General features: G+C 62.5%; 18 protein-coding genes. 13 read left to right on the plus strand and 5 right to left on the minus strand.

Annotated elements, in window-relative coordinates; all coding sequences use genetic code 11:
* Positions 1-6: 6 nt before the first annotated feature.
* Together GE073_RS00710 and GE073_RS00715 are read left to right on the plus strand one after the other, a co-directional pair.
* The gene (locus tag GE073_RS00710) at positions 7-966 is read left to right on the plus strand and encodes a cysteine peptidase family C39 domain-containing protein (protein WP_028600714.1); all 960 of its coding nucleotides are present in this window, start codon (positions 7-9) and stop codon (positions 964-966) included.
* Between the two features lie 383 nt (positions 967-1,349).
* A complete protein-coding gene (locus GE073_RS00715; protein ID WP_028600713.1) occupies positions 1,350-2,405 on the plus strand; it encodes a serine hydrolase domain-containing protein in 1,056 nt (351 codons plus the stop codon).
* Between the two features lie 79 nt (positions 2,406-2,484).
* Here GE073_RS00715 and GE073_RS00720 read toward each other — a convergent pair whose 3' ends face one another.
* On the minus strand, positions 2,485-3,240 hold the full coding sequence (locus GE073_RS00720; protein ID WP_028600712.1) for a helix-turn-helix transcriptional regulator: 756 nt from the start codon (positions 3,238-3,240) through the stop codon (positions 2,485-2,487).
* A 144-nt stretch (positions 3,241-3,384) separates the two neighbouring features.
* Here GE073_RS00720 and GE073_RS00725 point away from each other — a divergent pair, with 144 nt between their 5' ends.
* Entirely contained in the window at positions 3,385-4,344 is a 960-nt protein-coding gene (locus GE073_RS00725; RefSeq protein WP_052333660.1) for a nucleoside hydrolase, read from the plus strand.
* A 239-nt stretch (positions 4,345-4,583) separates the two neighbouring features.
* Complete coding sequence (locus GE073_RS00730; RefSeq protein WP_028600711.1) at positions 4,584-5,480, plus strand: AraC family transcriptional regulator; 897 nt, start codon at positions 4,584-4,586, stop codon at positions 5,478-5,480.
* A gap of 24 nt (positions 5,481-5,504) precedes the next feature.
* Here GE073_RS00730 and GE073_RS00735 read toward each other — a convergent pair whose 3' ends face one another.
* Positions 5,505-5,837: a DUF1904 family protein gene (locus GE073_RS00735; protein ID WP_028600710.1), complete on the minus strand. Its 333-nt coding sequence runs from the start codon at positions 5,835-5,837 to the stop codon at positions 5,505-5,507.
* Between the two features lie 111 nt (positions 5,838-5,948).
* Here GE073_RS00735 and GE073_RS00740 point away from each other — a divergent pair, with 111 nt between their 5' ends.
* From GE073_RS00740 to GE073_RS00755, 4 genes are all read left to right on the plus strand, one after another.
* On the plus strand, positions 5,949-6,656 hold the full coding sequence (locus GE073_RS00740; protein ID WP_028600709.1) for a DNA alkylation repair protein: 708 nt from the start codon (positions 5,949-5,951) through the stop codon (positions 6,654-6,656).
* A 25-nt stretch (positions 6,657-6,681) separates the two neighbouring features.
* Positions 6,682-8,634: an elongation factor G gene (locus GE073_RS00745; protein WP_028600708.1), complete on the plus strand. Its 1,953-nt coding sequence runs from the start codon at positions 6,682-6,684 to the stop codon at positions 8,632-8,634.
* A 207-nt stretch (positions 8,635-8,841) separates the two neighbouring features.
* The gene (locus GE073_RS00750) at positions 8,842-9,294 is read left to right on the plus strand and encodes a MarR family winged helix-turn-helix transcriptional regulator (RefSeq protein ID WP_101808306.1); all 453 of its coding nucleotides are present in this window, start codon (positions 8,842-8,844) and stop codon (positions 9,292-9,294) included.
* A 58-nt stretch (positions 9,295-9,352) separates the two neighbouring features.
* Positions 9,353-9,724, plus strand: a complete 372-nt coding sequence (locus tag GE073_RS00755) for a VOC family protein (RefSeq protein WP_228551218.1) — start codon at positions 9,353-9,355, stop codon at positions 9,722-9,724.
* 66 nt (positions 9,725-9,790) lie between these two features.
* On the opposite strand, the gene ahpF is transcribed toward GE073_RS00755, so the two are convergent.
* The 3 genes from ahpF to GE073_RS00770 form a co-directional block, all read right to left on the minus strand.
* Positions 9,791-11,320 carry an alkyl hydroperoxide reductase subunit F gene (ahpF, locus tag GE073_RS00760; RefSeq protein ID WP_028600705.1) on the minus strand — a complete coding sequence of 510 codons (1,530 nt, stop codon included), beginning with the start codon at positions 11,318-11,320 and terminating at the stop codon, positions 9,791-9,793.
* 12 nt (positions 11,321-11,332) lie between these two features.
* Entirely contained in the window at positions 11,333-11,896 is a 564-nt protein-coding gene (gene ahpC / locus GE073_RS00765) for an alkyl hydroperoxide reductase subunit C (RefSeq protein ID WP_028600704.1), read from the minus strand.
* Between the two features lie 175 nt (positions 11,897-12,071).
* Positions 12,072-12,962, minus strand: a complete 891-nt coding sequence (locus GE073_RS00770; RefSeq protein ID WP_028600703.1) for a LysR family transcriptional regulator — start codon at positions 12,960-12,962, stop codon at positions 12,072-12,074.
* 137 nt (positions 12,963-13,099) lie between these two features.
* Here GE073_RS00770 and GE073_RS00775 point away from each other — a divergent pair, with 137 nt between their 5' ends.
* From GE073_RS00775 to GE073_RS00795, 5 genes are read left to right on the plus strand one after another with little or no spacing between them, the layout of a single operon-like run.
* Entirely contained in the window at positions 13,100-14,482 is a 1,383-nt protein-coding gene (locus GE073_RS00775; RefSeq protein WP_153782544.1) for a GntP family permease, read from the plus strand.
* A gap of 40 nt (positions 14,483-14,522) precedes the next feature.
* Positions 14,523-15,308 (plus strand): 3-hydroxybutyrate dehydrogenase, encoded by a 786-nt coding sequence (locus GE073_RS00780; protein ID WP_028600701.1) that lies wholly within the window; start codon positions 14,523-14,525, stop codon positions 15,306-15,308.
* A 41-nt stretch (positions 15,309-15,349) separates the two neighbouring features.
* Positions 15,350-16,075, plus strand: a complete 726-nt coding sequence (locus GE073_RS00785) for a CoA transferase subunit A (RefSeq protein ID WP_028600700.1) — start codon at positions 15,350-15,352, stop codon at positions 16,073-16,075.
* Positions 16,072-16,728, plus strand: coding sequence for a 3-oxoacid CoA-transferase subunit B (locus GE073_RS00790; RefSeq protein WP_028600699.1), 657 nt, complete (start codon positions 16,072-16,074; stop codon positions 16,726-16,728). The genes GE073_RS00785 and GE073_RS00790 overlap by 4 nt, the downstream gene beginning before the upstream one ends.
* Positions 16,728-17,918 carry an acetyl-CoA C-acetyltransferase gene (locus GE073_RS00795; protein WP_043112061.1) on the plus strand — a complete coding sequence of 397 codons (1,191 nt, stop codon included), beginning with the start codon at positions 16,728-16,730 and terminating at the stop codon, positions 17,916-17,918. Before GE073_RS00790 ends, GE073_RS00795 begins: the two co-directional genes overlap by 1 nt.
* The last annotated feature ends 87 nt before the right edge of the window (positions 17,919-18,005 follow it).

Here is an 18,005-nt window from a genome sequence, read left to right on the forward strand (position 1 = left end):
GAGGTTATGTTTGCCTATGTCGGAAACGGTCAGTATTGCTATGCAAATTCCACATCGATGCTGCTTGATAGCATCGGAGAACAGGTTTCGGCGAGCCTAATTGAGGTGTTGACTGGTGTTGGGCTAGGGGCAGTTTGGTTTGAAGAGGATAATATGATTTTCTTCTCTAATGGAATTCCTCATCTGGGAGTCAGCAAGGCACTGGACATCTTGGGATTTACATACAATGAACGTTCAGGGATGGATGAAGTTGGAATGATGGATCAACTATCCGCGGAGCTTAAGGATCATCCGATCTTGATTGGGCCGCTCGACATGGGTTTTCTTAGCTATATGCCAAATCATCACGATCTACATGGCTGCGACCATTATGTGCTGGCTTTTGGGCTGGAGGACGGGTGGTTACGATTGCATGATCCAGCGGGATATCCTTTTGCCAAGCTGCCTGTTCGCGACTTGGTCCAAGCGAGTAAAACAAACCGATTGCAGTATCGGTTTTATCCAAGCGATCTAGTCTATCATTATTGGACATCGCCTATGCGACTGCGACAACGAACATCGAATGAAATATACCACGAAGCCGTACTTTATTTCCGAGAAGTGTATTTGGACGCTGATCACATCGCTTTGAAACAGGGCTGGAAAACAGGGGGCGATGCTTTCACAGCCTTGCAGCAACACTTAAAGGGAGAGAAGATTGACCCGGGACTGCAAGGTCACTTAACGCATTTTGCCTTTCCAGTAGGTGCAAGGCGGGCATTGAACTATAGCGAGTTTTTTCAACCTGGAAATGCTAGACTGTCCGAGTTGAAATTAATGCAGTCCGAAATGTTCGGTCATTGTCATTCCCTAGCCGTTCGGGGGGACTGGCATGCACTAGGCGAGGCGGTACGATGTCTAGGGGAGCTTGAGCTACAATTCCGAGAGCGTTTATTTGATGATGGACAAGAAAGCCGTGCTTACTAAAAGTGAAGAACAGCGAGATTCCGATCGTGACGGGAGGCTTATAGAAGCACAGAACTAGCGTTGCTAAGGGCAAGAATGCCCTGGCCGTGCCAGTTCCGCAAGCTGGATCGGCTGCATGGAGTCGGACAGAAAAAAGGTACGAAGAAACGGCACGGCAGGGGCATTCCGCCCCCGCCGTGCCGTTTTTGCCTATGTCCGTCCGCCCCCGTCGTGCACGCTCGCTCTTTCTCGACGAGAATCCTTTTGCGCCAAGGGCAGCGGCGCCTTGGGACGAGGCGGAGGCGGGGAGGGGAAGTGAGCCAAAACGGGTATAACCGATTTTGGACATGAAGACGGCTCCGGCAATGGTAAAATCGAGAAAAACAAAAAGGGGCCGATTCCGCATGGTGGATAAACTGGAGTCTTTATTTGAGCAGTACGTTCATGATCATCATTTTTCAGGAACCGCCCTCATCAGGGGAGGCGAGGCGACCCTCTTCGAACGCGCCTGCGGCTACGCGCATCGGGGGTTCAAAGTGCCGAACGGAATGCGTACGAAATTCGATACGGCCTCCGTCACGAAGCTGTTCACGGCCGTCGCGGTTTTGCAGCTGGTCGATTGCGGAATGCTCGGCCTCGACGATCGAATCGTGGATCGAGTCGACTTGACCGGCACTTGCATTCCGGAGGACGTCACGCTCGCACACCTGCTTACCCATACTTCCGGCATCGCCGATGACGCGGACGAGGAGCTGGGCGAGAGCTACGAAGCGTTGTTCGTCAGCAAGCCCAACTACTCGATCCGCCATAACGCCGATTTCATTCCGCAATTCGCCTACAAGAAGCCGAAATTCAAAGCGGGAACGGATGTCAGCTACAACAACTGCGCTTACGTGCTGCTTGGGCTCGCCATCAAGCAGGCCACGGGCATGGGCTACCGCGATTATGTCGATCGTCATGTGTTCCGCGCCTGCGGCATGGACGATACGTCATTCGCGGCCAAGGACGAAGGCGACGCCGCCGTCGCGGAGGGGTATGAGGCCGAGTATGACGAATATGGACAGGTCAAATGGAGGAAAAACGTCTATTCCTTCCCGCCGATCGGCACATCGGACGGAGGAGCCTATACGACGGTCGGCGATCTCGATACGTTCATGCGCGCCCTGGCGGGCGGCAGGCTCCTTTCCCGCGAGAGGACGGAAGCGATCATGAAGCCGCAGGCCCGCCTTGCCAAGTCGTACGGACGAGGCACGGTCGTCAACGGATATGGCTTCCATTTCGTCTATGACGGGGCAGGGAAGCTCGTGTGCATGTATAAGGACGGAGCGAACGCAGGCGTCGCCGCCATGCTCGCTTATTATCCGGATGCCGAGACGACGAGCATCATCCTCGGAAATCAAACCTGCGATATCTGGGAGCTGCATCGAGAGGCCGAGCGGCTGCTGTTCGACGCGACGTAGCCGCCCCGAGCGTCAATCGCCCTGCTAGCGGCCGGGCAAGACGGATTCACCCCTGTCCGGCGGCTGGCGGGACAGGGGCTTAGACGCTGCGCCGGAACTGCCCCGGCGTCATGCCGAATCTGCGCTTGAACATCGCGCACAGCTGCGCGTCGCTGGAGAAGCCGCAGTGCAGGGCGATTTCCAGTACGGACAGGTCGGCATGCAGGAGCAGCCGGCGCGCCTCGTCCAGTCTTTTTCCGAGCACGTAGGCAAGCGGAGGGACGGCGAACCGCTGCTTGAAGCAATGGCGGAAATGATGATAGCTGTAGCCGGACATCGCGGCCAGCTGCTCGAGGCGGATCGGCTCCCGGTAATGCTCGTCGATATAATGCAGCGCGAAAGCAAGCCAATGCCCGCTGTCCGCCACGGCTGCCGCCGGGTCCCGCTGCTTCCGGACAAGCTGAATGAGCAGCGAGCTCAGCTCCAGGTCAAGCTGCAGCGCGTAATGGGCGCGCTTGCCCGCCAGTTCGTCCAGCATTCCTTCCAGACGCCGGCCGAGCGGCCGCTCCGGAGCGTCTTGGTACAAGCCCTCTTGAGGTGCGGGCAGCTGCCGGTCCGGCAGCTGGAATCCGACGCAGACGACGCTCGTATCGGCCGCGCGCTTCTCGTCATGCGGCGTTCCGGGACGGATCACCGCGAAGGAGCCGGGACCGTAGCGGTAGGCGACGTCATGGATGCGGGTCGTTCCGCTCCCGCTCGCATAGTAGACCAGCTCGCAGCAGCCGTGCTGATGCATGCCGACCGAGCTGCCCGCCTCATGGGCGGCTTGAAATAAAAACACCGTTTGCGCGATCACCCGCATCGTCCTCCCTTAGCCACTTCAAGCAAGATTAAAGCCAGATCGGTATAGGTAACCGAGGCATGATTCGTTAAGATTAGCTCAAGTTCGAATCATTGTGAAGCAGAGGCAGCCAAAATGACAGGGAGGCGATGGACCGTCATGAGTCGATATCCAAAGGTAGAGGAAGCGTTCCGGCTGGAGCGCTTGGCGGCTCCGCAGGGCAGGGCGAGGATGGTGCTTGATACCGATACGTTCAATGAGATCGACGATCAGTTCGCGCTGGCGTACGCGTTGCTTTCGCCGGAGAAGGTATCGCTCGAGGCCGTGTACGCGGCGCCGTTTTTCAACGAGCTGTCCTCCGGACCGCAGGACGGGATGGAAAAAAGCTACGAGGAGATCGAGCGCATCCTGAGCCGGTTCGGCTTGCCGACGGACGGATACGCGTTTCGCGGGTCGGAGCGGTATTTGCCGGGCGCGGAGGAGCCGGTCGACAGCCCGGCAGCCAGAGATCTCGTCGCGCGCGCGCAGGCGATGCCGGATGACGAGCCGCTGTATGTCGTGGCGATCGGCGCGATCACGAACGTCGCTTCGGCGATCTTGCTGGAGCCGTCGATCCTCCGCAAGATCGTCGTCGTCTGGCTCGGCGGACATGCGCTGCACTGGCCGGATGCGAATGAATTCAATCTGCAGCAGGATGTCCATGCGGTCCGCGTGCTTCTGGACAGCGGCGTTCCGTTTGTCCTGGTGCCGTGCATGGGCGTCGCCTCGCAGCTTCTGACCACGCTGCCTGAAGTGAACGAGCGCGTACGCGGCCGCGGAGCGATCGGCGATTTTCTCGCGGAGCGCTATGAAAGCTGCAGCGACGACCATTTCGGCCGCTCTCGCGTCATCTGGGATCTGTCCGCCGTCGCCTTTCTGGCTCAGCCCCAGGCGGTATGGAGCCACATCGTGCACAGTCCGCTGCTGACCGACAACGTCACCTGGAGCTTCAATTCGTCGCGCCATTTGATCCGATCGGCCTATTTCATCGATCGCGATGCCGTCTTTCGCGATTTTTACGCCAAGCTCGACGATTACGCGGCGGGCCTGCGCACGCTCAGCGCCGTCCAGCGAGCCTAGCACGCGGCATTCCACCCTTCCGATTCGCCGTTCCGGCGGATTCGGAAGGTTTTTTCGCATGCCTTGGACGAGGATCGTCGTATAATGGAGGATAGCAAATCCTTCGTCAGCGAAATGGAACAGCGTGCTTTGAAGTGGCAGGAGCAAAAAGAACTCAAGTGAGGCAACTTCTTGGTGCACGAATCGTTGCGAGGCCGATCTCGGCTGCCCCTATACTGGATCAAGAGAGGAGGGATAAGATGGAGTGGCTGGAGCGGATGAACCGGGCGATGGACTACATCGAGGAGAACCTGACCGGGGAGATCGAGCTGAGCGAGGCGGCCCGCAGGGCCTGCTGCTCGACGTATCATTTTCAGCGGATGTTCTCGTTCATTACGGATGTGACGCTGGCGGAGTACATTCGGCGCAGACGGCTGACGCTGGCTGCGTTGGAGCTGCAGCAAGGCGGGGCGGCGAAGATCATCGATGTCGCGCTGACCTACGGGTACGACTCGCCGGTCTCGTTCGCGCGGGCGTTCCATGCGCTGCATGGAATGACGCCGGCTATGGCCCGCCAGGGCGGCATGGAGCTCAAAGCCTATCCCCGTCTGTCCTTCCTCATCACGATCAAGGGGGCAGAGGCGATGAATTATCGGATCGAGACGAAGGAAAAGTTCGAGGTGTTCGGCCTGGAACGCGTATTCCGCACGGATGGAGGCGGGGATGCGCCCCAAACGCCGGCCCGGCTGTGGGAGCAGAGCCATGCGAACGGAGAGGCGAAGCGGCTTGAAGAGCGTGCAGGCGGGCTGCCGTCCTTCGTGAGCCCCAATCTATACGCAGTGAATGCGGTCTGCAGCTACCGGAAAACCGGGCCCGATACGTTTCCTTACATGCTCTGCGCCTTCAAGGATGAGGCCAGCGATACGGACGGCTACGCTACGGCGACGATTCCCGCGCATACATGGGCGATCTTCCCGTCGGAGCCGCATCCGTGGGAGCAGTTCGGAGAGACGATCGAGACGCTTTACCGTCGCTTCTACACCGAATGGCTCCCAACGGCGGGCTACGAGCAGGTGGACGGAATCGAGTTCGAGATGAACGGGACGAAGGACGGCCTCAACTACATCGAGCTGTGGTTCGCGGTACGCAAAAAGTAGTTGCCGTACGCGTACGGCTCCTTTTTAGGAGCCGTACCGGCGGCCGTTCATGTAGAAATTGTCCTCCCGGCCGACCCGGAAGGAAATTTCCAGATCGGGGATGCCGAGCGAGCGGACATGCCTGTCGATCGCCTCGGCCATCTTGTCTCGAATCTCGTCCCCGCGCTCGAACCACCATACATCGATGAACGGGTAGGAATCGGTATATTTCCCGTCGAAGATCGCCGTGACATGCAGGCACTCCAAGGTGAAATTATCGGTGCCGCATCGGCATATCGCCGCCATCTCCTCTACGAGAGGGATGCTGATCGCGCGTATGCCCTCGGCTGGAATTCCTCTGAAAATCAATTGCGGCATCTCTGCCTGCCTCCTCTCGAATCGACTGCAACCAACGAACGAACAATAAGCGGAACGGCCTTATTATAGCTGGAATCGCCAGTTCATTTCCATGCAAAGGAGCTGAAACCAATGGATCTGGAAACCGTCCTGCACGAGCTCGAAGCTCTCGGCAAGGAACGACTGAAGAAGATGTACCTGGGCAACGGCGCGCATGAGCCCTTGTTCGGCGTGGCTACGGGCGAGATGAAGCCTCTCTACCGAAAGATCAAGCGGAACCAGCCGCTCGCCGAGCAGCTCTACGCGACCGGCAACTATGACGCCATGTACTTCGCCGGCGTCATCGCCGATCCCGACGCCATGTCGGCAGCCGATTTCGATCGCTGGATCGAGACGGCTTATTTTTACATGCTGTCGGACTATGTGGTCGCGGTCACGCTGGCGGAGTCGGACATCGCGCAGGAGGTAGCCGACCGCTGGATCGCGAGCGGCGACGAGCTGCGCATGTCGGCCGGCTGGAGCTGCTACTGCTGGCTGCTCGGCAACCGTCCGGACGCCGCCTTTTCGCAAGAGAAGCTGGCCGGCCTGCTGGACCAAGCCAAGCGGACGATCCACGACGCGCCCAAGCGGGCGAAGATCTCGATGAACAACTTCGTGTACACGGTCGGCGTGTCCTACGTGCCGCTGCATGAGCGGGCGGTGGGGATCGCGCAGCAGATCGGTCCGGTGGATATCGGCGGGAGCGGCGCGAAGCGCAAGCTGTTGAACGCCTCCGAGCAGATTCAAAGTCAGCTGGAAAAAGGGCGGATCGGCTTCAAGCGGAAGCATGTCCGCTGCTGACCGAATAAGGAAGGGGGATGCCGCCATGAGGATGACCATCGGCCTGTTCGCCCATGTGGACGCGGGCAAGACGACGTTTGCGGAGCAGCTGCTTTACCATGCGGGCAGCATCCGGTCGCGCGGACGGGTCGACCATAAGGACGCCTATCTGGACAGCCACGAGATCGAACGCGCGCGGGGCATTACGGTGTTTGCCGATCAAGCGCAGCTGTCGTACAAGGGCTCGGCCTATGATCTGATCGACACGCCCGGACACGTCGACTTCTCGCCGGAGATGGAGCGGGCCGTCCTGGCGATGGACTACGCGATCGTCATCGTCAGCGCGGCGGAGGGAGTCCAGGGACATACGGAGACGGTATGGCAGCTGCTGCGCAAGCACCGGGTTCCGACGTTCTTTTTCATCAACAAGACGGATCGCGTCGGCGCCGACGCGGAAGCGACGCTGGACGAGATCCGCCTGCATCTGACGCCGGACGCAGTACCGGTCATGGACAGCTTTGCGCACGGCATCGTCGGAGAGCCGCTGCGGGAGCGGATGGCCGAGCGGGACGAGGCGCTGCTGGAGGCGTACCTGGAAGGCCGGGACGACCCGGCCTACTGGCTGGAGGCTCTGCGCGGACTCGTCCGCGAAGGAAGGCTGTTCCCGTGCGCGAGCGGCTCCGCGCTGCAGGATATCGGCGTAACCGAATTTCTGGAGCTGCTGCACGGCTTGACGACCGCTGCCTATGACAAGGAGGCGCCGTTCGCCGGACGCGTGACCAAGATCCGTCATGATCCAAGCGGCGTGCGGCTGACCTTCATCAAGCTGCTGGCCGGCACGCTGCGGGTCCGGGACGAGCTGGCCTACGAGAGCGGCGGCAAGCGGCAGGAGGAGAAGGTGACGCGCCTGCTGGCGTTCAACGGGAGCCGGTCGCATGCGCTTGAGCAGGCGGAGGCGGGCGAGCTGATCGCCGTGACCGGACTGTCCGCCGTCGAGGCCGGCCAAGGACTCGGCGCTTGCAGGGACGAGCCGGCCTACGAGATGGCGCCGACGCTGATGACGAAGGTTGCGTTCCCGGAGACGCTTCACGTCAAGGACGTGCTGAGCGCGTTTCGGATGCTGAATGCGGAGGACCCGTCGCTGAACGTCGTCTGGGAGGAGAGCCTGCAGGAGATTCATGTGCATGTGATGGGCCTCATTCAACTGGAGGTGCTGGGGCATGTGGTGCGGGAGCGGTTCGGGATGGACGTCTCGTTCGGCAGCCCGGAAATTCTGTACAAGGAGACGATCCGCGCCGCGGTCACCGGATACGGGCATTTCGAGCCGCTTCGGCATTATGCGGAAGTGCATCTGCGGCTGGAGCCGGGCGAGCGGGGCAGCGGAATCGCGTTCGCGAGCGTCTGCCATCCGAACGAATTCAGCGTCGGCAACCAGAACCTCGTGAAGACGCATCTCTACGAGCGGGAGCATCGCGGCCTGCTGACGGGCATGCCGGTCGCCGACCTCAAGATTACGCTGCTGCGGGCCGCCGCGCACAAGGAATATACGCATGGAGGCGACTTCCGCGAAGCCGCCTTCCGCGCGCTCAGGCAGGGGCTGGAAAAGGCCGACAACGTGCTGCTGGAGCCATTTTACACCTTCAAGATCAAGGTCGGCTTGGACGAGCTGGGACGGGTGCTGTCCGATATCCAGCGCGCCAGCGGGCAGTTCGATCCGCCGCAGACGACGGACGCGCATGCGGTCGTCACGGGCCGGGCGCCGGTGGCGACATTTCTGAACTATGCGGCGGAGCTGGCCTCGTTCACGCATGGGCGGGGCGCCATCCGCTGCGTATTCGGAGGCTACGACGAGTGCCACAATACGCCGGAGGTGATCCAGCGGAAAGGGTACCGCAAGGACGCGGACCCGCTGTATACGTCCTCCTCGATCTTTTGCGCCAAAGGCAGCGGGTACGCCGTGCCTTGGGACGAGGCGGAGGCGAAGATGCATCTGCTCTGATCGTCGTAAAGCAGCTCAAAAGGCTGCAGCTCATACGAGCTGCGGCTATTTGGGCTTCCATCGTCCGAGAGACGATACGGCGTGCTTGCCGCTGCCGGCGGCTGCAAAGGACAAGCAAACCCATTTATTAGTTGCAATAGCATTCTAACTAAGATAAACTCCAATTAGTTGCAATAGCATCATATCTGGAGGGGAAGGGGAATTGCCATGAGCGAGCCCTGGGCGCTCAAAAGCAAGGACAGCTCGGAATCGCATGGCCCTTATATCTCGGCGATCTACCGTCACATGCAGGTGCTGATCTCCGCCGAGCTGGCGCCGCATCGCATCGGCAGCGGCCAGTACATGTTCCTCATGGCGATCGCGCAGCAGGAGCCGTTGACGCAAAAGGCCTTGAGCGAGAAGCTGCTGGTCGACAAGACGACGACGGCCAAGGCGATCGCCAAGCTCGAGGCGGAAGGGTATGTCCGAAGGGAAGCGGATCCTGCGGATCAGCGCTTTCAGCTGCTTTATTTGACGGAGGCGGGACGAGAGGTCGCGCCCCAGGTTCAGGAAGCGCTGAACCGCGTTCGCAGCAAGACCGCCGAAGGCATCGACGAAGCGGAGTACGCCACGTTCATCCGTCTGCTGAAGACGGTGCTCGGCAACTTGACCGGGCTGTAGAGGCGAAGGTCCGCCTGCTGAAGAACCTGGCTTTTTCAAACCAAGGAGGAGGATGACGATGCTGGCTGCAGCTCCGTTTGTCGTCGTGGAGAATTGCGCGGAGGAAATCCGATTTTATCAAGGCGTCTTTGGAGGAGAGGTCGAGATTCTGCGAAGGCAGGGGGAGACGGTCCTGAACGCGGATCTGCACGTAGATGGAGTCGCCCTCAAGTTCGCCGACGTTCAAGCGGCGAAGCCGGTGCAGAAGGGCGACTATGTCCGGATCTTCCTCAAGCTCGGCACGGAGGAGGAGTTCCGCCGCGTCTATGGAGCCCTCGCTTCCGGCGGGGCGATCGTCACGGAGCTGTACGAGGCTCCGTTCAACGGCCTGCTGGCCATCGTCTCCGACCGGAACGGGGTCTGTTGGGTGCTGTCCTTTTATCGTGCATGACGAAAAAAACCGCTCCCCGGGTCGAGAGGAGCGATCAGGCTCCCCTCTGCCGAGAAACGGTTCTTATTAGTTGCGGATCAGATAGTCGAACGCGCCGAGCGCCGCGGTCGCGCCCGAGCCCATCGAGATGATGATCTGCTTGAACGGGCTGTTCGTGCAGTCGCCTGCCGCGAACACGCCGGGCAGCGACGTCGCGCCGCGCGCGTCGACGATGATCTCGCCCATCCGGTTGCGCTCCACCGCGCCTCCGAGCCATTCGGTGTTCGGCACGAGGCCGATCTGCACGAATACGCCCTGCAGCTCGATGTGGCGGTCCTCGCCGGTCTCGCGGTCGGTGAACGTGATTCCGCTGAGCTTGTCCGTGCCGGTGAATTCCTTGGTCGCGACATTCGTGATGACCGTGACGTTCGGAAGCGAGTACAGGCGGTCCTGCAGCACGGAGTCGGCCTTGAGCTCGGTGTTGAACTCCAGCACGGTCACATGCTTCACGATGCCGGCCAGGTCGATCGCCGCTTCGACGCCGGAGTTGCCTCCGCCGATGACCGCGACATCCTTGCCGGCGAACAGAGGTCCGTCACAGTGCGGGCAGTACGCCACGCCCTTGTTCTTGAACTCGGCTTCGCCCGGCACGCCGACGTTGCGCCAGCGCGCTCCGGTCGACAGGATGACCGTCTTGCTGCGCAGCACGGCGCCGTTCTCGAGCTCGACCTCGACATAATCCTTCTTCTCCAGGCGGACCGCCCGTTGAAGCTTCATGATGTCGACGTTGTACTCCTTCACATGCTCCTCGAGGCTCGCGGCCAGCTTCGGACCTTCGGTGTACTTCGTGCTGATGAAGTTCTCGATGCCGACCGTGTCCATGATCTGGCCGCCGAAGCGCTCGGCGACGATGCCGGTGCGGATGCCTTTGCGGGCCGCATAGATCGCGGAGCTTGCGCCGGCCGGGCCGCCGCCGACGACGAGCACGTCGAACGGCTCCTTGCCGTTGAATTCCTCCGCGCTCGGAGCTTCGACGATCTTGGCCAGAATCTCCTCGATCGACATCCGGCCGCCGCCGAACGCCTCGCCGTTCAGGTAGACGGACGGCACGGCCATGACGCCGCGCTCCTCCGCTTCATCCTTGAACGCCGCGCCGTCGATCATCGTATGCGAGATGCCCGGATTGAGCACGCTCATGACGTTGAGGGCTTGGACGACATCCGGACAGTTGTGGCAGCTCAGGCTGACGAACGTCTCGAACTTGTACTCGCCCTTGATGCCCTTGATCAGATCGATGACGCTCTGGTCGACCTTCGGCGCGCGGCCGCTGACTTGCAGCAGCGCCAGCACGAAGGACGTGAATTCATGGCCGAGCGGGATGCCGGCAAAGACGATTCCCGTATCCTCGCCCGGGCGGTTCACGCTGAAGCTCGGCGTGCGCGGCAGCTCCGCTTTTTCCACCCGGATGCGGGGGCTCATGGCGACGATCTCGTCCATCAGGCCGAGCATGTCCTGCGACACCGCGTCGGTGCCCGCGCTGACCTGGATATGCACGTCGCCTTCCATGAGTCCCATGTATTGGGCTAGCTGTGCCTTGATATCTCCGTCAAGTACCATTGGAAATGCCCCTTAGATCTTGCCTACGAGGTCAAGGCTAGGCTTCAGCGTCGTGCCGCCTTCTTGCCATTTCGCAGGGCAGACTTCGCCTGGATTGTTGCGCACGTATTGAGCGGCTTTGATCTTGTTGACGAGCGCGCTCGCGTCGCGGCCGATGCCGCCGGCATTGATCTCGACCGTCTGGATGACGCCGTCCGGATCGATGATGAACGTGCCTCGGTCGGCCAGGCCGTCCGCTTCGATCAGCACGTCGAAGTTGCGGGAGATCGTGTGCGTCGGATCGCCGATCATGATGTACGTGATCTTGCCGATCGTCTCGGAGCTGTCATGCCAAGCCTTGTGCGTGAAGTGCGTGTCGGTCGAGACGGAATATACTTCCACGCCGAGCGATTTCAGCGTTTCATATTGGTCTTGCAGGTCGCCGAGCTCGGTCGGGCATACGAAGGTGAAGTCGGCCGGGTAGAAGCAGACGACGCTCCATTTGCCTTTGAAGTTCTGCTCCGTTACGTCGATGAAATTGCCGTTCTGGTACGCTTTCGCGCTAAAAGGTTTTACTTCAGTTCCGATCAGGGACATGATATGGTTCCTCCTTGGAGTTTTTTTATAATGATTACAATCTAATATTAATTTTGTTGAGAATGACTGTCAAGTAGACATCCCTCGCTTCCTCGAAAAATCATCGCATTCCGCCGCCAATTGTGGCCGGCTCGACACGCTTTTGGTCATCTTTCCCGGTTGCGGGGCCTCCGATTCACTCTTTCATTCCTTCCGACAATCGAATGAACTTAATGAACGAACGCACGGAATGCGGCACGTAATTGTCCCTCGGCCAGATGACGTCCAGCTGCCAGGGAATGACCGGATCGTCCAGCTGAACGAAGCGGATGCGCGGGTCGGTGATCTTGCTGCAGATGACGTCGGGCACGATCGAGATGCCGACGCCGGCCGCGACCATCTCCGCCATGAGGTCCCACTGGGAGCTGGAATGAAGGATCTGCGGCTCGTAGCCGGCCGCCTGGCAGGCGCGCAGCACGAGCTGCCGCACGGCGAAGCCGTACGAGAACAGGATGAACGGCTCCTGCTCGAGCTCCCGGATCGACGCGGCTTCCCGGCCGGCGAGCGGATGCGCCTCGTGCACGAGCAGCGCGAGCCGCTGCCGGATGAACGGCACGGAGTGGAACGCCTGCGCGTTCACGGGGCCGACGACGACTCCGATATCGAGCTCCCCGCTCAGCAGCAGCGACTCGATCTTCTTCGCGCCCTCCTCGGTCACCTGGAAGCTCACATTGGGGAATTCCCGTTGAAAGGGAGGAATGACGCGGGGGAAAAAGACGGAGCCGATGACGGGAGGCAGGCCGATCGCGATGCTGCCCGTCTTGAGCTCCGCGACGTCGTCCATGGCGGTGTGCAGATCCTGCACGGCGCGCAGCACGGCAGGGATCTGGCGGATGGCGGCGGCGCCGGAGTCCGTCAGCTTGAGCTGCTTGCCGGAGCGGTCGAACACCGGAGCGCCGAGCTCGTCCTCCACCGAGCGGACGATCTTGCTGAGCGTCGGCTGGGACAGATGGAGCGTCTCGGCCGCTTTGGTCATGTTCTGCTGCTTGGCGATCTCCAGCAGGTAGGAAAGATGTCTAAGTTCCAAGCCGAATAGCTCCATTCATAGAATTATGGAATGGCAATGATTCGATGTCTGAATTTTACCTTTTCGCCGAGCAGGTTGTAAACTGAGACGGAACGAAATGAAAGCGTTTTACAACCCGAGGCAGAGGAGCCATGTCTATGTTCCTAGAAGTTTTCGCCATCCTGCTCGCGCTTGGCCTGCTCATGTTTTTCGCCTATCGAGGGTTCCCGGTCATCGTATTCGCGCCGATCTTCACGCTGCTGGCTGTCGTCATCTCGGGCAAGGCGCTGCTGCCGAGCTACACCGAGGTGTACATGACCAACGCGGCCAGCTACATCAAGACGTATTTCCCGGTCTTCCTGCTCGGCGCGATCTTCGGCAAGGCGATGGAGCTGAGCGGAGCGGCCTCGTCGATCGCCCACGCGATCGTGAGGTCGCTCGGCAGCAAGCGGGCGATGCTGGCGGTCGTCCTCGCCTGCGCCGTGCTGACGTACGGCGGCGTCTCGCTGTTCGTCGTCGCTTTTGCCGTGTATCCGTTCGCGGCGGCCATCTTCCGGGAAGGCAACATCCCGAAACGGCTCATCCCCGGCACGATCGCGCTCGGCGCGTTCACGTTCACGATGGACGCGCTGCCCGGCACGCCGCAGATCCAGAACATCATCCCGACCGCCTACTTCGGGACGGACGCCTATGCGGCTCCGGTCGTCGGCATCATCGGCGGCGCGCTCATCTTCGCGGCCGGCCTGTACTGGCTGGAGCGCCGCCGCAAGCAGGCCGAGCTCGCCGGCGAGGGCTACGGCGACAACCACAAGAACGAGCCCGAGGCGGCGGAGGAGACGAACTATCCGAAGCTGTGGCTGGCGCTGCTGCCGCTGGCGCTCGTGCTGGTGCTGAACTTCCTGCTGAGCCGCGGCGCGCTGACCGTCACGACGTGGTATGACGAGGAGCTGCTCCAGTCGTTCAACATCGCGAACGTCAAGTCCGTCTCCTCGATCTGGGCGCTCATCATCGCGCTGACGGTCGGCGTCATCGCCGCGCTTTGCATCAACGTCCGCCAGGTGAAGGGCAAGCTCGCCGCCGGCCTGACGGCAGGCGCGATGGGCGCGCTGCTGGCGATCTTCAACACCGCCTCCGAGGTCGGCTTCGGCAACGTCGTCAAGACGCTGCCCGGCTTCCAGGCGATCCAGAACGGCATCCACAGCATGAACGGGGCGCCGCTGCTGTCGGAAGCCGTCTCGGTCAACCTGCTCGCCGGCATCACCGGCTCCGCCTCCGGCGGCCTGTCGATCGCGCTGGAGGTCATGAGCAAGACGTATCTCGATGCGGCGAACGCGATGGGCATCAGCCCCGAGCTGCTGCACCGGATCGCCTCGATGGCGTCCGGAGGCATGGACACGCTGCCGCATAACGGCGCCGTTATCACGCTGCTCGCGATTACCGGCCTGACGCATCGCCAGTCGTACAAGGACATTTTCGCCATCACGATCATCAAGACGGTCGTCGTATTCGCGCTCGCCGCGGTGCTGACCGTCATCGTCTAGAACGCTTCATCGCATCAGAGGAATGGAGGCCTGAATCCATATGCAGCCGGAGATGAAAGGAAGGGTCGCGCTCGTCACGGGCGCGGCCAGCGGCATCGGACTCGAGATTGCCCGCAAGCTGTCGGCGGAGGGAGCGGCGGTCGTGCTGACCGACATCCGCGGGGAGGCGGCGGAGCAGGCGGCCGCCTCGCTCCAGGACGTAGGCGGAGAGTGCCTCGGCCTCGCCTGCGACGTCACCGACGAAGGCCAGTACGCGCAGGCGATCGCCCGCGCGGAGGCGGCCTACGGCCGGCTGGACATCCTCGTCAACAACGCCGGCCTGCAGCATGTCGCTCCGATCGAGGAATTCCCCGTGGAGAAATTCGACTTCATGCTGCGGGTCATGCTGACGGGGGCGTTCATCGGCATCAAGCATGCGTTCCCGATCATGAAGCGCCAGCAGTACGGCCGCATCCTCAACATGGCGTCGATCAACGGCGTCATCGGCTTCGCCGGCAAAGCGGCCTACAACAGCGCCAAGCACGGCCTGATCGGCCTGACCAAGGTGGCGGCGCTCGAGGGCGCGGCCCACAACATCACGGTGAACGCGCTCTGCCCGGGCTACGTCGACACGCCGCTCGTGCGCGGGCAGCTCGAGGACCTGTCCCGCACGCGCGGCGTTCCGCTGGAGCGGGTGCTGGAGGACGTGCTGTACTCGCTCATTCCGCAGAAGCGGCTGCTCTCCGTGGAGGAGATCGCCGACTTCGCCTCGCTCATCGCCGGGGACCGGATGCGCGGCGTCACCGGCGCGACGCTGCTGATCGACGGCGGCTACACCGCGCAGTAGAGCGGGAGGGCCGGGGCGCGACAACAGAAAGGATGGAACTTATGAGCAAGACATGGGCTTCGGCTGCGGACGCCGTGCGCGATATCCCGGACGGATCGACGCTGATCGTCGGCGGATTCGGCCTATGCGGCATCCCCGAGACGCTCATCCAGGCGCTGGTCGAGCAGGGGACGAGCGGCCTCACGGCCGTCAGCAACAACTGCGGCGTCGACGACTGGGGGCTCGGGCTGCTGCTGCGGACGAAGCAGATCCGCAAGATGGTCTCCTCCTATGTCGGGGAGAACAAGACGTTCGAGAGCCAGTACCTGAGCGGGGAGCTGGAGGTCGAGCTCGTCCCGCAAGGGACGCTCGCGGAGCGCATCCGCGCCGGAGGGGCGGGCATCCCCGGCTTCTACACGCCGACCGGCGTCGGCACGGTCGTCGCGGACGGCAAGGAGCAGAAGGAATTCGACGGCCGGACCTACCTGCTCGAACGAGGCATCGTCGGCGACTTCGCCCTCGTCAAGGCGTGGAAGGCGGATACGCTCGGCAACCTCGTCTACCGCAAGACGTCGCGCAACTTCAATCCGCTCGCGGCAGCCGCGGGCCGGATCACGATCGCGGAGGCCGAGGAGATCGTGCCGGCAGGCGCGCTCGATCCGGACGAGATCCATACGCCGGGCGTCTACGTGCAGCGGGTTGTCCAGGGCTTCGGCTATGAGAAGCGGATCGAGCGCTTGACCGTGCGCGGCGCAGGCGTCCAAGTCCAAGGGAGGGAAGGCCGATGAGCGGCAGCCGAAGCGCGATCGTCATGCGGGCGGTGCAGGAGATTCAGGACGGCATGGTCGTCAATCTCGGCATCGGCATGCCGACGCTGGTCGCCAACCATATTCCGGCCCGCATGCAGGTGCTGCTGCAGTCGGAGAACGGGCTGCTCGGCATCGGGCCGTACCCGCTGGAGGGCGAGGCCGATCCCGACCTCATCAACGCGGGCAAGGAGACGGTGACGGCCGTGCCGGGCGCGTCCTATTTCGACAGCGCGGAGTCGTTCGCCATGATCCGGGGCGGCCACGTCGAGCTCGCGATCCTCGGCGGCATGGAGGTGTCGGAGCAGGGCGACCTCGCCAACTGGATGATTCCCGGCAAGATGGTCAAGGGCATGGGCGGCGCGATGGATCTCGTGCACGGAGCGCGGCGCGTCGTCGTCGTCATGGAGCATATGAGCAAGCACGGAGAGTCCAAGGTCAAGGCCGCCTGCACGCTGCCGCTGACCGGGCAGCGGGTCGTCGACCGGCTCATCACGGACTTGGCCGTATTCGACTTCACCGAGCAGGGAATGGTGCTCGTGGAGCTGCAGGAGGGCGCGACGCTGGAGCAGGTGCGGGACCATACCGAGGCCCGCTACGCGGTCGCAGCGGAATTGGAGAGGGGGAGAGCGTGATGTCGAGCTTGCATGAAGCGGTCATCGTCAGCGCCGTCCGCACGCCGATCGGCAGCTTTCAGGGGGCGCTCGCCGAGGTGCCGGCGCCCGAGCTGGGCGCGGCGGCGATCCGGGAGGCGCTCGCCCGGGCGGGCGTCGGCCAGGAGCAGGTGGACGAGGTTATCCTCGGCCACGTGCTGCAGGCGGGAGTGGGACAAAATCCGGCTCGCCAGGCGTGGCTGAAAAACGGCTATTCGTCCTCGGTGCCAGCGGCGGCCGTCAACAAGGTGTGCGGCTCCGGCCTCAAGGCCGTCATGCTGGCCGCGCAGGCGATCCGGCTCGGCGACGCCGAGATCGTCGTGGCCGGCGGCATGGAATCGATGAGCCAGTCTCCCTACCTGCTGCCCGGCGGGCGGACCGGCCTGCGCCTCGGCGACGCCAAGCTCGTCGACTCGATGATCCGGGACGGGCTCTGGTGCGCGATGGGCGACATCCATATGGGGGAGACGGCCGAGAACATCGCGGACAAGTACGGCATCGGCCGCCAGGAGCAGGACGAGTTCGCGGCATGGAGCCAGCAAAAGGCCGAGGCGGCGATCGCGGCCGGCCGCTTCGCCGAGGAGATCGTGCCGGTGGCCGTCCCTCGCCGCAAGGGCGAGCCGCTGTCGGTCGGCGCCGACGAGCATCCGCGCGCCGGCACGACGGCGGAGTCGCTCGGCCGGCTGCGCCCGGCGTTCCGCGCGGGCGGCACTGTCACGGCCGGCAACGCGTCCGGCCTGAACGACGGCGCGGCCGCGCTCGTCGTCATGTCGGCGGAGCGGGCGGCCGCGCTCGGCCTGAAGCCGCTCGCCGCCATTCGCGGCTACGCGAGCGCCGCGCTCGACCCGGCCTTCATGGGGCTCGGCCCCGTGCACGCGACGCGCCGGCTGCTGGAGCGGACAGGAGTGTCGATGGGCGACATCGACTTGTTCGAGATGAACGAGGCGTTCGCGGCGCAGGCGATCGCCGTCGGCCGCGAGCTCGAGCTGCCGCCGGAGAAGCTCAACGTGAACGGCGGCGCCATCGCGCTCGGGCATCCGATCGGCGCGAGCGGCGCCCGCATCCTCGTCACGCTGCTGCATGAGCTGCGCCGCCGCGAGGGCCGGCTCGGCCTCGCCTCGCTCTGCATCGGCGGCGGGCAAGGCGTCTCCATGCTGGTGGAGGCGCTGTAGGCTCTGCTCCGCAGCGAACGCTTGTCGATGAGAAGGTCAGCACAGAGGTCTGTGACGGCTGCCTAGGGGGCAGCTGGCGCAGGCCTT

The organism is Paenibacillus sp. B01 (genome assembly GCF_009649995.1).
In the GTDB taxonomy this organism is placed as follows: Bacteria; Bacillota; Bacilli; order Paenibacillales; family Paenibacillaceae; genus Paenibacillus_O; species Paenibacillus_O pasadenensis.

What these genes read in the sequence shown, in the direction of transcription:
- GE073_RS00755 (WP_228551218.1), top strand. Translation starts at nt 9,353, where the DNA reads ATGCTGGCTGCAGCTCCGTTTGTCGTCGTGGAGAATTGCGCGGAGGAA.
- GE073_RS00745 (WP_028600708.1), top strand. Translation starts at nt 6,682, where the DNA reads ATGAGGATGACCATCGGCCTGTTCGCCCATGTGGACGCGGGCAAGACG.
- GE073_RS00730 (WP_028600711.1), top strand. Translation starts at nt 4,584, where the DNA reads ATGGAGTGGCTGGAGCGGATGAACCGGGCGATGGACTACATCGAGGAG.
- GE073_RS00780 (WP_028600701.1), top strand. Translation starts at nt 14,523, where the DNA reads ATGCAGCCGGAGATGAAAGGAAGGGTCGCGCTCGTCACGGGCGCGGCC.
- GE073_RS00725 (WP_052333660.1), top strand. Translation starts at nt 3,385, where the DNA reads ATGAGTCGATATCCAAAGGTAGAGGAAGCGTTCCGGCTGGAGCGCTTG.
- GE073_RS00790 (WP_028600699.1), top strand. Translation starts at nt 16,072, where the DNA reads ATGAGCGGCAGCCGAAGCGCGATCGTCATGCGGGCGGTGCAGGAGATT.
- GE073_RS00735 (WP_028600710.1), bottom strand. Translation starts at nt 5,837, where the DNA reads ATGCCGCAATTGATTTTCAGAGGAATTCCAGCCGAGGGCATACGCGCG.
- GE073_RS00775 (WP_153782544.1), top strand. Translation starts at nt 13,100, where the DNA reads ATGTTCCTAGAAGTTTTCGCCATCCTGCTCGCGCTTGGCCTGCTCATG.
- GE073_RS00740 (WP_028600709.1), top strand. Translation starts at nt 5,949, where the DNA reads ATGGATCTGGAAACCGTCCTGCACGAGCTCGAAGCTCTCGGCAAGGAA.
- ahpC (WP_028600704.1), bottom strand. Translation starts at nt 11,896, where the DNA reads ATGTCCCTGATCGGAACTGAAGTAAAACCTTTTAGCGCGAAAGCGTAC.
- GE073_RS00785 (WP_028600700.1), top strand. Translation starts at nt 15,350, where the DNA reads ATGAGCAAGACATGGGCTTCGGCTGCGGACGCCGTGCGCGATATCCCG.
- GE073_RS00710 (WP_028600714.1), top strand. Translation starts at nt 7, where the DNA reads ATGTTTGCCTATGTCGGAAACGGTCAGTATTGCTATGCAAATTCCACA.
- GE073_RS00715 (WP_028600713.1), top strand. Translation starts at nt 1,350, where the DNA reads ATGGTGGATAAACTGGAGTCTTTATTTGAGCAGTACGTTCATGATCAT.
- GE073_RS00795 (WP_043112061.1), top strand. Translation starts at nt 16,728, where the DNA reads ATGTCGAGCTTGCATGAAGCGGTCATCGTCAGCGCCGTCCGCACGCCG.
- ahpF (WP_028600705.1), bottom strand. Translation starts at nt 11,320, where the DNA reads ATGGTACTTGACGGAGATATCAAGGCACAGCTAGCCCAATACATGGGA.
- GE073_RS00750 (WP_101808306.1), top strand. Translation starts at nt 8,842, where the DNA reads ATGAGCGAGCCCTGGGCGCTCAAAAGCAAGGACAGCTCGGAATCGCAT.